The organism is Chitinophagaceae bacterium C216, from assembly GCA_028485475.2.
In the GTDB taxonomy this organism is placed as follows: domain Bacteria; phylum Bacteroidota; class Bacteroidia; order Chitinophagales; family Chitinophagaceae; genus Niabella; species Niabella composti.
Map to the genome: position 1 here is coordinate 2668166 of CP144143.1, position 16452 is coordinate 2684617.

Sequence of the window (16452 nt, forward strand, 5' to 3'; positions counted from 1 at the left end):
ATTAGCATTTACAGTTTGAGCAGAAAGTAACATAGGTTACATAACAAAAAACGAGGACATTAAATCCTCGTTTTTTATGATACCCTTTAAACAGACTTTTCCATCGCTTCAAATACACAATCCACCGCCAAACTAAATGCAGGCATTCCACCGGTAATGGCTGCCGTTTCGCAAACGCCAAAGAGTTCTTTTACGGTAGCTCCGGCTTTTAAGGCTCCTTTGGAGTGCAGTTTTGCAGGTTCTTTGTGCATTCCCCCAATCAGTAAAGCAAAATGTACCAATTGCTGGGTTTTCTTGTCGAGTGGATTATTGTATATGAGTTGTTCACGGTATTTCTCTATGACTTCTATCGCATCTATTTCTTCTGAAAACACTGCCAATTTTAACCTTTTTTCGATGTTTTCCGGAACGAAACCCAGCAGTTCTTCGTACTTTTTTCTAATGTTTTCCATTAGCCGATTAAGGTTGAAGTGTTGGGCCATTCCATATATTCAGCCGGATAAATTCCGTTTTGACGCATCAGCATATCCACCTGTCCTAAATGATACGAATGATGCCCAAACGTAATCCACAGAAATGCCATTACCGTGTATTTCCGTCCCATAAAGGAAACGGTTTTATTCAAATCTTCTTCGGTATAGCTTTTTAGGATTTCAAATCCTTTGGCAAAAACGTCTTTGTATTTTTCCACTAATTCCTGTCCGTCTGCAATGTTTTCCAATAAAGAAGCGTTATCAGGTTTTGGAATTTCCAGTCCACTTTCTCCCTCTTTCATCGCTTGAAACCAATGAATTTCTGCCAATACAAAATGACGGATTAATCCACCTATATTAATTGTATTCACACGGGTTCCGAGATACATGACTTCGTTGTCAATTGGTGTACTTTTAAATACTTCATCGGGAACATCTTTCAGTAATTCCAGAGTTTGAAGATAAAGTTGTTCGTGAATGCTCAAGAAGCGATTGAACTCCTGTATTGTTGCCTTATTTTCCATTTTTCTTACATTTTAAACTGTTGTAAAATTATGCTGTAACAGGAAATTACACAGTAATCTATGTTACAGAAAGGAGCTTTATTTCGCTTTAATAATAAATTGATACGGCAGTAAATCTACATTCACTTCAAAAGAAGTATAACCTGCTTTTTTCAATTCAGCAATTACTTCATCGATAGACACTTTATGGTCGGTTGGCGGGCCCACCGGAACATCTGTTTTGAAGAAATCAATCACGACCAATTCTCCATTGTTTTTTGTTCCTTTTTTTACTTTTGCAAAATACTCGACTCGATTGTCAATATGGTGATAGGTATTTACGATTAACACCATATCCACTTCATTGTCTTTTAAATCAGGACTATCATACGGTATTTTGCGAAGAGTGATATTATCGATTTTGTTGTCTTCAATACGTTTTTTCAGGAAAGTCTGAAACTCATCATTTACATCGGCTGCAATTACATTTGCTCCGTGTTTGGCAAGTTTCACAGAAAAATAACCTGTTCCTGCCCCGATGTCCATAATGGTTTTACCTTGGATATTACCTAAGTATTCCATCACTTTATGAGGTTGTTGGTACTCGTCACGTTCTTTGGATTCGAAACGGTTGATTAAATCATCCGTAGAAGCTTTGTGCATATACTCGTTTGCAGAGTGTGCAGGTTTTCCGTCTCCGTGACCGTGATGCTTTTTGTTTTGATGTTCCTGTGCCATAATTGTACTGGTTGAGGCAATCGCAAGGATTGCGGTAATAATTTGTTTTTTCATTTTATATCAATTTAATAATTAGACTTTTTTATTTTTTTGCTCCAGAAATAAGTTCCTGTTCCGATGAGCAAATTGCTCATTCCCAAAGCTGATTCAAGAGTATTGTTAATCAAAGCATAGACAATCATCCATACAGATAACAAAATAAAGACGATTTGAAACAGCGGAAATAACGGACTTTTGAAACCTATTCTTTGTTGATTTTGCTTTCGCAATTTGAATACCCCTAAAACTGTCATTAAAGAAGATGCAGTAAGCAATATTCCGCAATAAATCATAATCTGCTCAAAGGTTCCGGTAAACAACAATAAAGAACTGATGCCAAACTGCAACCACAAGGCTCTTTTGGGAATGCCGTTTTCCTGTGTTTGAAAGTACGACCAAAGACGATGTCCTTTTGCAATGCTCGATGTTACTCTCGGGCCAACCCAAACCATAGCACTAATGCCTGAGATTAACAGTAATGAAATGGCCAACCCAAAGAAACTCCCTGCTTTTTCTCCCAACATTTGCTGTGTAGCAATGGTGCCTACGTTCAACTGTCCGGCTAAATTCTCAACCGGAACGTGTTTCAGAAAAACGTATTGCAATATGGTGTATAGAACCGTTACCAAAACCGTTCCTCCAATAAGTGCTTTGGGTAAAGATTTTAAAGGATTTTCAAATTCTTCGGTAATATAAGCTGCCGCATTCCAGCCCGAATAGGAATAACTTACATAAATCAATGCAATGGCAAAAGCTGTTGACGTTAATTCGGTAAAATATCCTTTTGAAGAAACGATTTCATTGCCCGAATGCTCCGGCAAAATCAAACCAACACCAATAATTATGACAATCAAAATTACTTTGAGCAAAGTACTGATGTTTTGAAATTCGGCACTCAGTTTCAAACTTTGGGTATGGATTAATGTGATGACAGCGACCAAGGCAATGCTCATCCATTTGACATTGAAATTCCCAAATGGAAAATACTCCGAAAAAGCAATCGCAGCTAAAGCAATCGGTGCCGCAAAACCAACGGTAAGCGAAATCCATCCCGAAAGATATCCGATTAAAGGATTGTAAATTTTGGACAAGAAAGCATATTCTCCTCCTGATTTTGAAATAACCGTTCCTACTTCAGCATAACTGAACGCTCCCGAAAGAGCCAAAATACCGCCTAAAACCCAAAGAGTAAGTACAACCGAAGGATTATTCAAGTCTTTGAGTTGAAACCCTAAACTGGTAAATGCACCTGTGCCTATCATATTGGCAACAACAATGGCAATTCCTGTTAGCGTCGTGATTTTATGTTTGGATTTTGGCTGCATACATTAAAATTTATATTGCATGAAAACCGTAAAATTTCTACTGGCTTCATTAATCGGTACACTGGCAAAACCTTCCTGATTTCGGAATGCAAAATTTAAATGGTTGTGGTATGTTTTATCAAAAATATTTAGCCCGGCTATTCCGATACTTACTTTTTCAACAGGTTTATAACCTAACCGCACATCCATAGTCTGATAACCTCCTGTTCTGATTTCTCCGAATGAATATGCCAACTCATTTTGGGTTGCAACAATATTATACTGAATATTTCCCCAGAATTTTTCTTTTTCTATTCCTGCAGAAATACGAGCTGTGAAGGGAGGAATTAACGGTAAAGATTCATCAAAATCCTTATTTCTGGTATAGATATAAGACAAATCTGTTTTTAAGAAATAGTACTTTCCGAAATCCAATTTTGCAGAAGCATCAATGCCTGTTTTATAAGCGTCTTTTATATTTGTAAATACTTTTGCATCAACTGCTATATCAGGCTCAATCACTGCCGAAATATAATTTTTCAAAAAACCATAAAATACAGATCCCTCAAAACGAATGGTATTGAAAAAGCCACTTAGGTTTTCATAACCGCTTAATCCAATTTCAAACTGATTATTTATTTCAGCTTTCAAATCAGGATTTCCGGTATAATTATAGCTGTCCTGTCCTACATTGAACTGGTTGATGTATCGCTCGATCATATTGGCAGAACGCACACCACGACCATAAGCAAATTCTAAAAAAAGGCGGTCTGAAAATGCTTTTTTCAACGAAATGGTTCCGCTTATATTATGCTCTGTTCTTTTATCCAAATCATACAATGCGGCAAAATCAGCTTCCGGTTTACGAATGTCTGAAATGACCATATCGTAACGTAATCCTGCGGATAAAATATAGCTGGGCAGAAAGTTCCATTTCGCTTCCGTATAAGCTCCTATATCGTCAATATACGAATCCTGCCATATAGAATTTATTTTTGTAATAGGGTTAGGCAATGGATTACCGTTCTGCATCTTTATCAGTCTTGTTCGGTCTCCATCTCTACCAATGTGCAGATAGTCCACTCCGCTAAAAAAATGAAGTTTATCGGATGTTTTCCATTCGAATTCTGCTTTTGCTCCGATGGTTGTAGAATTTACATCGGCCGCTGCTTCGGTTGCTGTCGCTGTGGAGCGTTTGTAATTGGTCATCAGATGATCTACATAACTGTAGTAGGTTTTTACTTGCAGACTTTTCAGATTTTTCCCAATATTATCCCATTTGTAATCCAATGAAGCAATGCTGCTGTTGTCATATTCGGTATCCATAGGAAGACCTGCGTGCAACACATCACGTCCGAAAGCTTGTCTCCAGGATGCTTGTATACGCTGATTTGGATGGATATTATAGCCTAATTTCAAACCATAGTCAGTACTTCTGAATGAAGATGGAATTTCTGTACCATCACCGTCTTTGTAATTGCCATAATCTCTGTATCCGAAATTACCAGCTACGTCAAATTTATGCGTTACATACTGTAGCTGAGCCATTCCTACATAGGCATTTCCATTGGTTTCGTAGCCTGAAGCCAACGAACCGTGAAAGCCGTGTTCTCCTTTTGAGGGATTACGTGTGACCAGATTGACGATGCCTCCAAAATTTGCACCGTACCGCACACTGTAGGGACCTTTAATGATTTCTATTTTCTCAATTTCTTCAGGCGAAACGTGAGAGGTAATAGGATCCATACGATTGGGACAAGCGTGCATCACTTTCAGTCCACCATCGTATTGAATGTTCAATTGCTCATATTGAGCCCCCCGAAAAGTCGGATCCATTGCATAGTTTCCTCTTTTAATTAGTGAAAAACCATTGATATCGTTAAAAAGTCCGGCTACATTTTTGGGTTGTACTATTTTTTCGTCATAGTTATTGGAAACTTTGCTGAAAGTAGGATTTTCGAGCCTGTAGCCTTTGATAATAATTTCGTTTAAGATAGTCGTTTTTACGCTGTCTTGTTGCTGTTTCTCTTGTGCCGCAGCCATAAAAGGCATTGCACAAAGTGAAACCCAAAGTATTGATTTCATTTTGTTTAAAAATTTGATGAATAAGAAATGTGTCCCATGAATACATCAGGGATTTTGAATTTAGACCATCAAATTTTCGGGTGGGTGTTTGCATTTATCCAAATACAGAAAAGAATATAGAGATTGTTGGGCAATGATTTTTTTCTTCTGTAATCTTTCGATTGTTATAAACTCTAAGGTGAATTTTTCGGTAGGAATAAAATCCGGAAAGCTCAAAGAAGTGATTTGTTCCGGAATTTTATCTTGTTTGTCGGAAGTTTCTTTTGTGGCTTTGCTCAGACTACATTTTCCGTCACAGTGCATTTCGGGTTTGTCCTGATTTTCACAAAAAAGCTCGATGTAGGTTTCACTGTCTATCAAATAAAAAGCATAATGAAACTGTGCATAGAATGTTCTAAGCACCATAGTAAAAAGGAATAAAACTAACTTCTTCAAACAAATTGTAGAGTAAAAAAAACAGCTCAAAGGTAGTTTTTAAGACTATAATTGATTGTAACTAATGTTACAAAACTGGCTTCTTTTTGATTATAATTCTATTGGTTGTTGGATTTGGTAAATACTAAAAAATAATCAATTTAAATGTGATTTTTGTTACCGAATTTGATATACCTTAAATTTAACTTTACCCAAGAATTTAATTAAACTAAAAAGTAAATATTATGGCAAAATTAGCAAACAAAGTAGCCGTTATTACCGGAGGTTCCGGAGCAATTGGTTCAACAACAGCAAAGTTATTTTTAAATGAAGGAGCAAAAGTGGTATTGGTGGATATAAATGAGGAAGCATTAAGCAAGGTTGCTTCTGAATTGAACAGTCCTAACGTAAGTTATGTAGCGGCTGATGTTACAAAAGCCACTGATGTACAAAAATACGTAAAACATACGGTGGATACTTTTGGTAAGATAGATGTGTTCTTCAACAATGCAGGGATTGAAGGAGTCGTAAAGCCCATTACCGAATATCCGGAGGAAGTTTTTGATAAACTAATAGCCGTAAACGTAAAAGGTGTATGGTTGGGGGTTAAATATGTGTTGCCGGAAATGAATGATGGAGGTAGTATCATCAATACTTCCTCTGTTGCCGGTCTGGTAGGTTCGCCAAACGTATCGGCTTATGTAACTAGTAAACACGCTGTAATCGGTATTACCCGTACCGTTGCTAACGAAGCTGCTTCGAGAAATATACGTGTAAATTCTATTCATCCGTCACCTGTCGATAACCGTATGATGCGTTCTTTGGAAGAGGGTTATGCACCAGGGGATGCTGAAGCAGCAAAGAAAGGATTTGAAGCTACCATTCCTCTGAAGCGATATGCTACAAATGAAGACATTGCCAATGGTGTATTGTTCCTCGCATCTGATGACAGTAAATTCATTACTGGAATGAAATTGGTCATCGATGGCGGTATGACGATGGCTTAATTTTCAAAGTAGAAACCTAAAATGACGGTTTAAATTAACCGTCATTTTTAGGTTTACTTATTTTCATATTTAAACTTATAATCGCCTATATGAATCTCACTTTGTTTGATTTTTTTGTGGTTGCGGAAATAGTTGATAATGCCCACAACGAGTAAAAGCCCGGATATAACGAACAAGATGTATTCAAAAATAACCGCCTCGTTACCATCAACAAGTTTATTGACACTAAGACCAGCCACTAAAAAGTACATCGAACTTCTTAAAAATGAAAGAAATGTCGATTGATTGGCAAGAAATGTACGTTGGATAGCTAATTCTTCTCTAAGTATCAGGTCTTTTTTGAAAGGTGAATTTATTTGTTCGCCTTTGGTTTCTTCCATAGCGTTAGTTTAACAATTCTATGTTATTGCGGTTTAGTTTTATTTTTCCTTCATTTTCCAATGCTTTCAGCAATCGTGAAATTACTACTCGGGAACTGTTGAGTTCGTAGGCAATCTCCTGATGGGTTTTGGTGATGATACTTGAATTATTAATCTTGCTTTTTTCCTGAAGATAGTTATAAAGTCGCTTATCCATATTGGTAAATGCTATATTGTCTATGGCAGCAAGCATTTCATTAAAACGGTTGTTGTAACTTTGAAATACGAAAGCACGCCAGCTTTTATATTTGCCCAACCATTCTTCCATTTTGCCCACAGGAATCATGGCTACCAAACCGTTATTTTCTGCCACTGCACGAATTTCACTTTTCTTATCACCCATACAGCAGGTAAGGGTCATAGAGCAGGTATCTCCTTTTTCGATGAAGTATAGCAACAGTTCGCCTGTGTCAAAATCTTCCCGCATTATTTTTATAGCACCACTAATAAGTAAAGGCATGGTTTTTATGTACTTGCCGATATCTATCAATATATCGCCTTCTTTAAATTCAACGAGTTTTGCCACAGATATGATTTCGTCAATCAGCTCTTTTTCGAATATACCCCGATAGGTTTCACGGATTAATTCTTCCATAATTATTTTGATTTTAATGAGGCAACTTATTTTTTATTAATCCATAAAACCAAGTGCCTAATACAGCTCCTAAAATTACAACTAAAATCGGGAAATAACCAGCTCCTGTCAATACGAACATAGGTCCCGGACAAGCTCCCGCCAATGCCCAACCCAACCCAAAAAGAATACCGCCTATTAAATAGCGTGGGATACTTTTGTCCTTATCTGCAATAACAATAGGATTGCCATTCACGTCTTTTACTTTGTTTCTTTTGATGTACTGTACTATGATTATTCCTACTGCTAAAGCTGTTCCCATCAGTCCATACATGTGAATCGATTGAAACTGGAACATTTCATAAATCCGGAACCATGATGCGGCTTCGGATTTGTACATAACAATTCCGAAAAATGTTCCGATCAGTAAGTAAACTATGTTTTTCATTGTTTTTAAAAATTAAAATTTGTTATTAGATTGATTTGGTTGTAATCGCTTCTTTGCTCAACCAATTTTGTATTATGCTCGTTTTTGTTTTGTTTCCAGACATACAGCAACTCGACATGAAGACCTTTTAAAAAATTGGTAAACTCGTAATGCAGTCGTGTATTGATCTGGTAATAATCATCGATATTGTATTTGTTTAATTCATAGTCTTTTATTGCTGCTCCATGGGTAGTGGTGGCATCGACATTCAAAAATAAATGCTTCCAACTGTACTGATACCCCATTGCAAAAACATCAACTCCTCCCAATCCTTCGATACGGCTTCTGGGCATGGACGTATAAAACTGATCACGTCCCAATTCTTTAGGGAATAAGTACCTGCCGGACTCAAAAGATTTGGTATAGGCTACTTTGAACTGCGATGCTCCATTTTTGTATTTCAGCATACTGCTGACTACCTGTCCGTTTTCATCCGGCTGCACATACCTGTTTTCGTAAGCCAGTTTCTTTTGGTAGGCATCTGGTATCTGATACGAATAAATCACACCAAACTCCCAATTCTTTTTTGCATACTCCAATTGCAACCAGGAGGTATTGATAAATTTATCCAAATGAAAATTCCAGAAATTGGCTTTCAGATTTTTAAATTCTTTTCCTAAATGAGCAATAAACAAACCGCTCGTGGATGTTGATTGTTCATAATCTGCTTTTTCGCCATTCGGTAAATAGCCGTTATCTGTCAATCCGATAGCCTCTTCCATTGAAAACCATTCGGTCATTGATCTTGGGGAAACTCTGTGAATCCATGCCGCATCAGCCTGAAATTTTTCATCTTTGTGATGCAACCAACCTCCCTGAAAAGCAAAAGGCTTCATTCTTCCATCGCTTTTATTCAATAAAGGCGTATATTCTATAGGAATTTTTCCATAGGTTATATACGAATTCTTCCAATGATACTTAATATACAATTCCTCCAATCGGTCTAAATCTTTAAAATTGTCTTTATGGTTCACATCAAAAAGTTCCTGCTCCCATCGTGATGATTTATTGGTCTGATCGTAAGGTTTATTCAAATCTGATGAAAACACCTTGTAGGTAAATATCCCTGAAACACCTAACTGAAAACCTTTGTACGATTTGGTTTCATAGCTTAATACACCTCCAATGGCATTGGCATAATAATCGTTTCCATTATGGTTTTCAGTCATCAAAAAATAATTTCGGATATGTCCGCTGATTTCGCCTTCTTTCAGATAAGAAACCAAAGATTTATTTTTAAGAGTATCTTTTGTGTGGTTTTCTTGTGCTTTTATTGGTTGAGAAAGTATAACTACAACCAGCATTACCACCAGCCTTTTCATTGGTATTAAAAAATTAAAGGAAAAATAAGATGTACCATAATCAATCCTCCAATGAAAAATCCAATAGTAGCAATCAATGACGGTAACTGTAAATTACTGATACCTGATATGGCATGACCTGAAGTACAACCACCTGCATAGCGTGCTCCAAAACCAACCAATATTCCGCCAATTAGTAGTATAGCCAATGTCTTAGGGTCTGAAAAAGCTTCCTGTCCAAAAAGCTCTGTTGGTACATATGCTTTCCCGGCACTTTCAAAACCTATTTCCTTTAAATGTTCAACCGTTTTTGGGTTTAAGTCAGGTGTCTGATTATTTGAAAGATAATTAGAAGCAACAAAACCACCAATGATGGCTCCGCTCATGACCAATAAATTCCATCGTTGTGCTTTCCAGTCAAAACAGAAAAAATCACAGGTTTTGTCGGCACCGCACATGGTGCACAGTGTTCTTAAATTGGACGACATTCCAAAATTCTTTCCTATATAAAGCAGGATAAACATCGTCATTGCAATCAATGGTCCGCTCACATACCACGGCCACGGTTCTAAAATCCATTCCATAAATTAAATTGTCATTCTTTTTTATTGTCGCAAATTTCGGCTTATAAAAAGAGATAGTTTGTTACATAGGTTACACAAGACTAAACATCTTCGCCTTTCATCATTTTATGCCAGTACAAATAGGGAAGCATATATTTTTTTAACAGCCACAAACGCCAGTGTTCTTTGGAACTGTCGCCAATCAGCATCATTTTGAGTTTTGGGTCAGGTGTGAATTCGTTTTTGTAGTTAAATTCTGCCAATACCATTTTTCCGTATCCGGTTACTAAGGGACAAGATGAATATCCCTGGTAAGATTTATTGTCGGCAGTTTTTCCTTTGATGAGTTTGAGTATATTATCAACCACTACAGGAGCTTGTTTGCGTATGGCTGCTCCTGTTTTTGCGGTTGGTAAAGCAGCGACATCTCCAATTCCGAAAATATTTGGATATTTTTTATGCTGAAGACTATTGATATCCACATCTAACCAACCAGCTTCATTCACCAATACAGATTCTTTTACAAACTTTGGAGCTGTTTGAGGCGGAGCTAAGTGCAGCAAATCAAAAGGCATTTCAATCAATGAATTACCTTGTTGTTTTTCTCCCAAAACATTACCTTCGTTTACAATACAGTTGTTGTCATCGGGAGCTACACTTTTGAAATAGACTATTTTTTTGTCGGCATCTATTTTAACTGGAGCATAAAATGGCTTAAAATGTACATTGTATCGATGGATGACTTTCATCAATGTATCCGCAATCCGTTTTACCCCAAAGATGACCGTGCCGGGAGTAGCAAAAACTACATTTGATTTCTTATCTAATCCATTCCTGCGAAAGTAGTCTGCTGCCAGATACATAATTTTCTGAGGAGCTCCGCCACATTTGATAGGGGTTGTAGGTTGGGTAAAAACCGCATTTCCACCTTTGAAATTCTTTAGGCATTCCCATGTATATTTCGGATCTATATAGTTACTGCATACAATGCCTTTTTTTACTGCTTCTTCCAATCCTTCAATGAGTGAAAGATCATTTACTAATCCGGGAGCAACCACAAGATAATCATAACTGATTTTGACACCTTTTTGAGTTTCTATTTTATGTTCCTCAGGAAAAAATTCTGTCACAGAATCCTGAAGCCATTCTACACCTTTTGGAATCAAATCCCTCATTGATTTTGCCGTTTTGGCGAAATCATAAGTTCCGGCTCCAACTAATGTCCAGGCCGGTTGATAATAATGCATCTCTGCCGGATCAATGATGACAATGTCAAGTGACTTATCCTTTTTTAAAAGCTGAGCTGCTGTCATAATACCGGCTGTACCAGCTCCAATTATGACTATTTGATAATGTGCTTTCATACCCTCATTATTTATGATTATTTGCAAAAGTATATTTTGGGAAAAAGAACGTCTGTAACAAATGTTACTGAAAGGCATATTTATGAAGATTAATATACAGCTAAGTGGCTGTAGTGGTCATAATAAAGTATTTAATCATTTAAAATTGAAGTATTATGAGACACATTAAAAACATCCTTTTGTCAATAAGGGACGAAGAAAGCAAGGTAGATTTATCACCACAACATGTTATCGAATATTCCAGGTATCTCGCTTGTTACCTTTTAAAAAAACATCAAGTTTTGAAGGAGTATGTATTGGAAAATGGATTTTCCGATATCAATCAGGAAATAGAGTTTTTCAAGAAAATTAAACCAGAGATACAGGGTAAACTTATTTTTTATAATAAGGTTTTCCGGATTGAAACAGCTTGTCCCATCGGAATGTGGCAGGTTCATAAAGAGTATTTTTCAAAAGAACTACAGAAAATAGAACAGTTATACCAATATTATAAGATTAACTGTTTGTTTTGCCAATACTATCATTTGGTCGTACAGATAAGGACAAGGAACTTTTTACAAGAGGGCAGATTAATATTGAAAATGGTTTACATAGTCACATCTTTGATTCTGATTACAGATTTTCAACATATTATGATTATAAAGTTTCGAGAATTATTGCTGATGAACTTTTCTATGAATATTTACGGGGTCGTATTAATAATGAAAGCAATAAATTTAAAAATTTGACGGACAATGAACAAATGATTACTTGGACAGAGTCAAAAAACGCCCTTATCGAAGGTAACGCTCCTTAATGAATTCGCTCAGGTGGTTGTAAACAGTGTTATACTTGCTATATGTGCTTTGAGAACGTTTACCCTTAGCGACCATTTTTTCAAAGCCCTGATTTTGCCCCCTAAAAACTTTTAGTACGGCATCCTCCATCACGCCGACACCGAGAAACGTGAGCTTTACCTTTTGTGCGGTTGCAAAGCCCTCGTGTTTGAGCATATCTTCATAAATCTTGTCGATACGCCCCCGTATGTTATCCAGCTTTTGGTTAATACTTAAAGCTTTGGCACTCTTTCCCTCAACTCTTCCATACTTTAAATCCCAATTATTGGGGTTAATTTCCAACTTTGTTCCGAAAGTCTTGGGTGTGCCATCAATGGTAATTCTTCCTAAATGGCTACCGCTCCATTCTTTTTAGGCTCGTTTTTCTTTAGGTAGAAAAGTAGCTTAAACGTTGACCTTTTCGTCTGTTCCATAACTCAATTATTTAATGTTTATAATTAAAAATCAATGAGTTACAAGGGAATATGAAAATGAATGCAAAAGACTGAAATATAATCAGTTATATTATTGTTGGTCAGGTTGTAACCAGTGACGATTTAGTAACCTAACCCTGTCTTTTTACGCCCAAAAACTAAAGTACAGTGACTTCCAATCGTAGATCCACGTTTTATAAACTACTGTGTTTTAGCGGACTTCGCCGTTTTGCTTATTTTTGCTTTTTGCCATTATTTTTTTTTTTTAAGATTAGTTTAACCTAAATAGGTTCAATAAGAGTAGTTTACAAGAGTGGGAAACTCTATCGGTAACGATTTAGTAATGGTGCTTACTGCACTTACTTTCATCTGATTACCTTGTAAATCATTAATGCAAATATAATAAATTAAAGGGTAAAGCAGGTGTTCTGCTTTGCCCTTTTTTTAAGTCCGTTCTTACAAATAAAAACAGAAAAAATTCCCACACTGGGGGAAACCTGTGAAATTAAATTCAGAAGTATTTCCAAATTTTGACATAGCAACCACAGATGTAGCTCCGAAAAGTAGCAATGTCTAAAATTATAAGGCTATGGAAATCGTGTTGAGTAAAATATTATCGCAAATCCGCCGTCAGAAAGACAAACTTACTTCCCAAATGATGCGACCGGCGGAAGAGGCTTACCAAATGACCTTGTTTCTGAATGAAATGCTGGGTGCTTTAAAATCGCAAGTCACGCAGGACGGTTTTAAAAATGAGCAGCAGGAAATAGACTTTTTCAAGAACATCAAATCTCAGATTATGGGCAAACTCATTTTCTATAATAAGGTCTTCCGCATAGAAACCACCTGCCCTGTCAACAATGGTACATTACACCAAAACTATTATGAAAACCAGTTCAAAGCCCTACAAGCGGAATATATGGAATGTATTTGCGATGGGGATTTTTACAGGTATTACCGTGCGGGAAGGACAGACCGTGACCATCTTTATTTCAGGCTCGGACAAATCAATTACCACGATGGCTTAAAGAGTGCTGTGTTTGAAATTGACCTTAGTTTCTCCACCTATTATGACAATAAGATAGCCCGTATCGTTGCCAATGAATTGCTCTATACCTATTTGCTGAACAAAGTCAATCCCGAAGAAAACCCCGACATGGTCTTGGTAGGCGGAAAGACCAACAAAGATATTTCGTGGACTAATTCACAAAATGCACTTATTGAACTGATTTACGCCCTGTATGCTTCCAGTTCTGTTTCCCACGGCAATATAGGCATCCGGCAATTGGCTTTGATTTTTCAAGTGCTATTCCGAACGCCATTGAACGATATTCATCACGCCTTTCACAGAATGAAAACCCGAAGTGGTTCCCGAACGGCATTTTTAGACCAGCTTAAAATCTCATTGGAAGAATATATGGACAAAGACCTTTAATTCCGGGTAAATCATCATACATCAGGAGCAGTACCCTTTCGTGTACTGCTTATTTTTGCCTCGTTTTTCACGCTTTGCCCATGTCTGCCAATTGGCAAAGCCAACCTATTTCCACACCTTTTTTTATCCGATTTCAACAAAACTCTTAGTCCATAAGAGTTTACACGAATTGCAAAAATCTTCAAAAAACTGCAAAACCAATTGGCGAGGGTTGGCGGACAAACTCTGCCACTCTTGGCAACTTTGCACAGTGAATATTAAATACTTGTGCAATGAAGATTATAACAATTGAAGAAGAAGCGTGGCAACAACTGAATGCCCGTATTAATGCAATCAGTGACTACCTGAAAAGATTAGAGAATAACAGTTATGACGACCTGTGGCTCAATAACCATGAAGTATGCCAATACCTCCACATAAGTGAAAAAACATTGTGGCGTATGCGTACCAAAGGTGAGATATCTTATTCAAAAATATATGGTCAATACTTCTATACCATCGGTGCTATCAAGGATATGCTCAATGCCAATGCTATACAGAGCAGTGACGAATATGTACAGGAACTTATGACAAAAGGCAAGAGCTATATAGGAAAAGGCAGAAAGCTGAACACAGGCAAAAAATAGATATGAACCCTCAAATGTATATCCTATGAATATTGACAGAATGGATTTTTTGGCGTGGATGGAACGCATAATGATCCGCTTTGATATGCTTAGCGAACATATTGAAGAACTGAAAAAGAAACACAACAGCATTGACGGAGAGGTACTGCTCGACAACCAGGATTTATTACAAATGCTGAAAATCAGCAACCGTTCTCTGCAACGGTATCGTTCTATCGGTAAGCTACCTTATTATACGATAAGCGGAAAATTGTATTACAAACTATCCGATGTACACCAATTCATCAGGGAAAGTTTCAACAGATAGAAAGCCAATGAACGCCAAACGCTGCCTCTGAGTTCCACTTCAGGTTATAAAGTGTACGCTTCCGCTACTTTCGGCGGTAAACTTTAAATTTTCAAGATTATGAGCGAAGAAACAACAAACAAGCAGGAAATGCCCGAACAACTTTCGGACATATTGCTGGTGCTGGATAAAGAAAAAATGAAAATACAAGCCGTAAAGAGCATTGATGAAAACGGGAAAATGGAAACTGTTGATCCCACGAAAAAGAATCAAAGCCAGTTCATGCGCGTGGACAAACACGGTGATTTCATTTCCAATTTTCTATCCAATTTTTGGAGACAGTTGAAAGATCCCACGCAGTTCTCATTTTTCAAGGTTCCGGCTGACGAGGCCGTAAATAAAGCAAAGGAATTTCAGACGCAGGTAGATAATCCGACTTCCGAAGGTGAAAAAGTGATGAAAGAACACGAGGTAAAACCGGAAACCCCGCAAGAACAAAAACAAGAAAACAAAAAAGATATGGAAACAACACAGACACCGGAAACAAGCGAATACCGCTTCAAGCCGGAACAGATTGATTGGGAAACAATGAACAATATTGGATTAAGCAAGGAGTACCTGGAAAAAAGAAACCTGCTCGACCCTTTATTGAGGGGGTACAAAACCAATGAGCTTGTGCCTATCGGTGTAAACCTTGACACTGCCATTGTCCGTACAGATGCACGATTGTCATTACAGCTTGCCGAAAACGGTAAGGTCGTGGCGGCAATACATGGTGTACGCAGGGAACCTAACCTGAATATGGAATTTTTCGGACACAAGTTTACCGATGAGGATAAGAAAAACTTACTCCAAACAGGCAATATGGGACGCATTGTGGATTTGAAAAACACCAAAACAGGGGAAATGATGCCGTCCATTGTCAGCGTGGACAGGCTGACCAATGAGCTGATTGCATTAAAGACAGATTTCATCAAGATTCCCAATGAGATTAAGGGTGTGAAGCTGAATGACCAGCAAAAGCAAACCTTGATGGAGGGCAAACCGCTCTATTTGGATGGGATGACTTCCACGAAAGGCAAGGAATTTTCCGCAACTGTACAGTTCAATGCGGACAAACGTTATGTAGAGTTCCTGTTTGACAGAAGCAACAATAATCGGCAGTCGCAAAGCAACCTGCAAAATAACCAACAACGCCAATCCAATGAAATTCCGAGAACTTTCAGGGGCAAGGAACTCAATGATGAACAATACGATAAGTTCAAAGCCGGGCAAACCGTCTATGTTGATGGTTTGGTAGATAAGAAAGGTCAGAAATACCAGGGCTATATCACGCTCAATAAGGATACTAATAGAACGGAATTCTCCTTTCAAAACCCGAACAAGCTCAAAGAGCAGGCGAAACCGACCGAAGCCAACAAAACGCAGACCGCCGTCAATTCTGAGGGCAAGACCAACGAAGCAACCAAGAATATCAAAGAGCCTTTGAAGACTGGTCAGCAAACCCCGAAAGACAAAAAGCAGCAGGAACAACAAGAAAAGCCAAAAGCACCTGCAAAGTCCAAAGGCAGAAAAATGTAAAATA

General features: G+C 37.6%; 18 protein-coding genes and 1 pseudogene. 6 read left to right on the plus strand and 13 right to left on the minus strand.

Annotated features, from left to right (window positions below; genetic code table 11):
* Window positions 1–86 precede the first annotated feature (86 nt).
* The 6 genes from PIECOFPK_RS11400 to PIECOFPK_RS11425 form a co-directional block, all read right to left on the minus strand.
* Entirely contained in the window at window positions 87–452 is a 366-nt protein-coding gene (locus PIECOFPK_RS11400; protein ID WP_409965937.1) for a carboxymuconolactone decarboxylase family protein, read from the minus strand.
* The gene (locus PIECOFPK_RS11405) at window positions 452–997 is read right to left on the minus strand and encodes a DinB family protein (RefSeq protein ID WP_409965938.1); all 546 of its coding nucleotides are present in this window, start codon (window positions 995–997) and stop codon (window positions 452–454) included. The genes PIECOFPK_RS11400 and PIECOFPK_RS11405 overlap by 1 nt, the downstream gene beginning before the upstream one ends.
* Window positions 998–1075: 78 nt before the next feature.
* Window positions 1076–1768 carry a methyltransferase domain-containing protein gene (locus PIECOFPK_RS11410; RefSeq protein ID WP_409965939.1) on the minus strand — a complete coding sequence of 231 codons (693 nt, stop codon included), beginning with the start codon at window positions 1766–1768 and terminating at the stop codon, window positions 1076–1078.
* 11 nt (window positions 1769–1779) lie between these two features.
* Window positions 1780–3078 carry an APC family permease gene (locus PIECOFPK_RS11415; protein WP_409965940.1) on the minus strand — a complete coding sequence of 433 codons (1299 nt, stop codon included), beginning with the start codon at window positions 3076–3078 and terminating at the stop codon, window positions 1780–1782.
* A gap of 3 nt (window positions 3079–3081) precedes the next feature.
* Window positions 3082–5142: a TonB-dependent receptor domain-containing protein gene (locus PIECOFPK_RS11420; protein WP_409965941.1), complete on the minus strand. Its 2061-nt coding sequence runs from the start codon at window positions 5140–5142 to the stop codon at window positions 3082–3084.
* 60 nt (window positions 5143–5202) lie between these two features.
* Window positions 5203–5547, minus strand: coding sequence for a hypothetical protein (locus PIECOFPK_RS11425; RefSeq protein ID WP_313091796.1), 345 nt, complete (start codon window positions 5545–5547; stop codon window positions 5203–5205).
* Between the two features lie 254 nt (window positions 5548–5801).
* On the opposite strand from PIECOFPK_RS11425, the gene PIECOFPK_RS11430 reads away from it, so the two are divergent.
* Entirely contained in the window at window positions 5802–6563 is a 762-nt protein-coding gene (locus tag PIECOFPK_RS11430; protein ID WP_093366774.1) for an SDR family NAD(P)-dependent oxidoreductase, read from the plus strand.
* Between the two features lie 53 nt (window positions 6564–6616).
* Here PIECOFPK_RS11430 and PIECOFPK_RS11435 read toward each other — a convergent pair whose 3' ends face one another.
* The 6 genes from PIECOFPK_RS11435 to PIECOFPK_RS11460 form a co-directional block, all read right to left on the minus strand.
* On the minus strand, window positions 6617–6943 hold the full coding sequence (locus PIECOFPK_RS11435; protein WP_313091799.1) for a DUF202 domain-containing protein: 327 nt from the start codon (window positions 6941–6943) through the stop codon (window positions 6617–6619).
* Window positions 6944–6947: 4 nt separating this feature from the next.
* Window positions 6948–7577 (minus strand): Crp/Fnr family transcriptional regulator, encoded by a 630-nt coding sequence (locus PIECOFPK_RS11440; protein ID WP_409965942.1) that lies wholly within the window; start codon window positions 7575–7577, stop codon window positions 6948–6950.
* 13 nt (window positions 7578–7590) lie between these two features.
* The gene (locus PIECOFPK_RS11445) at window positions 7591–8004 is read right to left on the minus strand and encodes a YeeE/YedE family protein (protein ID WP_409965943.1); all 414 of its coding nucleotides are present in this window, start codon (window positions 8002–8004) and stop codon (window positions 7591–7593) included.
* Window positions 8005–8009: 5 nt separating this feature from the next.
* The gene (locus PIECOFPK_RS11450; RefSeq protein ID WP_409965944.1) at window positions 8010–9365 is read right to left on the minus strand and encodes a hypothetical protein; all 1356 of its coding nucleotides are present in this window, start codon (window positions 9363–9365) and stop codon (window positions 8010–8012) included.
* A gap of 5 nt (window positions 9366–9370) precedes the next feature.
* The gene (locus PIECOFPK_RS11455; protein WP_409965945.1) at window positions 9371–9928 is read right to left on the minus strand and encodes a YeeE/YedE family protein; all 558 of its coding nucleotides are present in this window, start codon (window positions 9926–9928) and stop codon (window positions 9371–9373) included.
* An 80-nt stretch (window positions 9929–10008) separates the two neighbouring features.
* Window positions 10009–11271 carry an FAD/NAD(P)-binding oxidoreductase gene (locus PIECOFPK_RS11460; RefSeq protein WP_409965946.1) on the minus strand — a complete coding sequence of 421 codons (1263 nt, stop codon included), beginning with the start codon at window positions 11269–11271 and terminating at the stop codon, window positions 10009–10011.
* 155 nt (window positions 11272–11426) lie between these two features.
* On the opposite strand from PIECOFPK_RS11460, the pseudogene PIECOFPK_RS11465 reads away from it, so the two are divergent.
* Window positions 11427–12067 (plus strand): annotated as a pseudogene (locus PIECOFPK_RS11465) (RteC domain-containing protein).
* Here the strand turns inward: PIECOFPK_RS11465 and PIECOFPK_RS11470 are convergent.
* Window positions 12045–12389 (minus strand): hypothetical protein, encoded by a 345-nt coding sequence (locus tag PIECOFPK_RS11470; RefSeq protein WP_409965947.1) that lies wholly within the window; start codon window positions 12387–12389, stop codon window positions 12045–12047. The pseudogene PIECOFPK_RS11465 and the gene PIECOFPK_RS11470 overlap by 23 nt on opposite strands.
* 720 nt (window positions 12390–13109) lie before the next feature.
* Here PIECOFPK_RS11470 and PIECOFPK_RS11475 point away from each other — a divergent pair.
* The 4 genes from PIECOFPK_RS11475 to PIECOFPK_RS11490 all read left to right on the plus strand — a co-directional run bounded on the left by PIECOFPK_RS11475 (window position 13110) and on the right by PIECOFPK_RS11490 (window position 16448).
* On the plus strand, window positions 13110–13955 hold the full coding sequence (locus PIECOFPK_RS11475; RefSeq protein WP_409965948.1) for an RteC domain-containing protein: 846 nt from the start codon (window positions 13110–13112) through the stop codon (window positions 13953–13955).
* A 272-nt stretch (window positions 13956–14227) separates the two neighbouring features.
* Window positions 14228–14581, plus strand: coding sequence for a helix-turn-helix domain-containing protein (locus PIECOFPK_RS11480; protein WP_409965949.1), 354 nt, complete (start codon window positions 14228–14230; stop codon window positions 14579–14581).
* 25 nt (window positions 14582–14606) lie between these two features.
* Window positions 14607–14888 (plus strand): helix-turn-helix domain-containing protein, encoded by a 282-nt coding sequence (locus tag PIECOFPK_RS11485; RefSeq protein WP_409965950.1) that lies wholly within the window; start codon window positions 14607–14609, stop codon window positions 14886–14888.
* A 99-nt stretch (window positions 14889–14987) separates the two neighbouring features.
* Window positions 14988–16448, plus strand: a complete 1461-nt coding sequence (locus PIECOFPK_RS11490; protein ID WP_409965951.1) for a DUF3945 domain-containing protein — start codon at window positions 14988–14990, stop codon at window positions 16446–16448.
* Window positions 16449–16452: the final 4 nt, after the last annotated feature.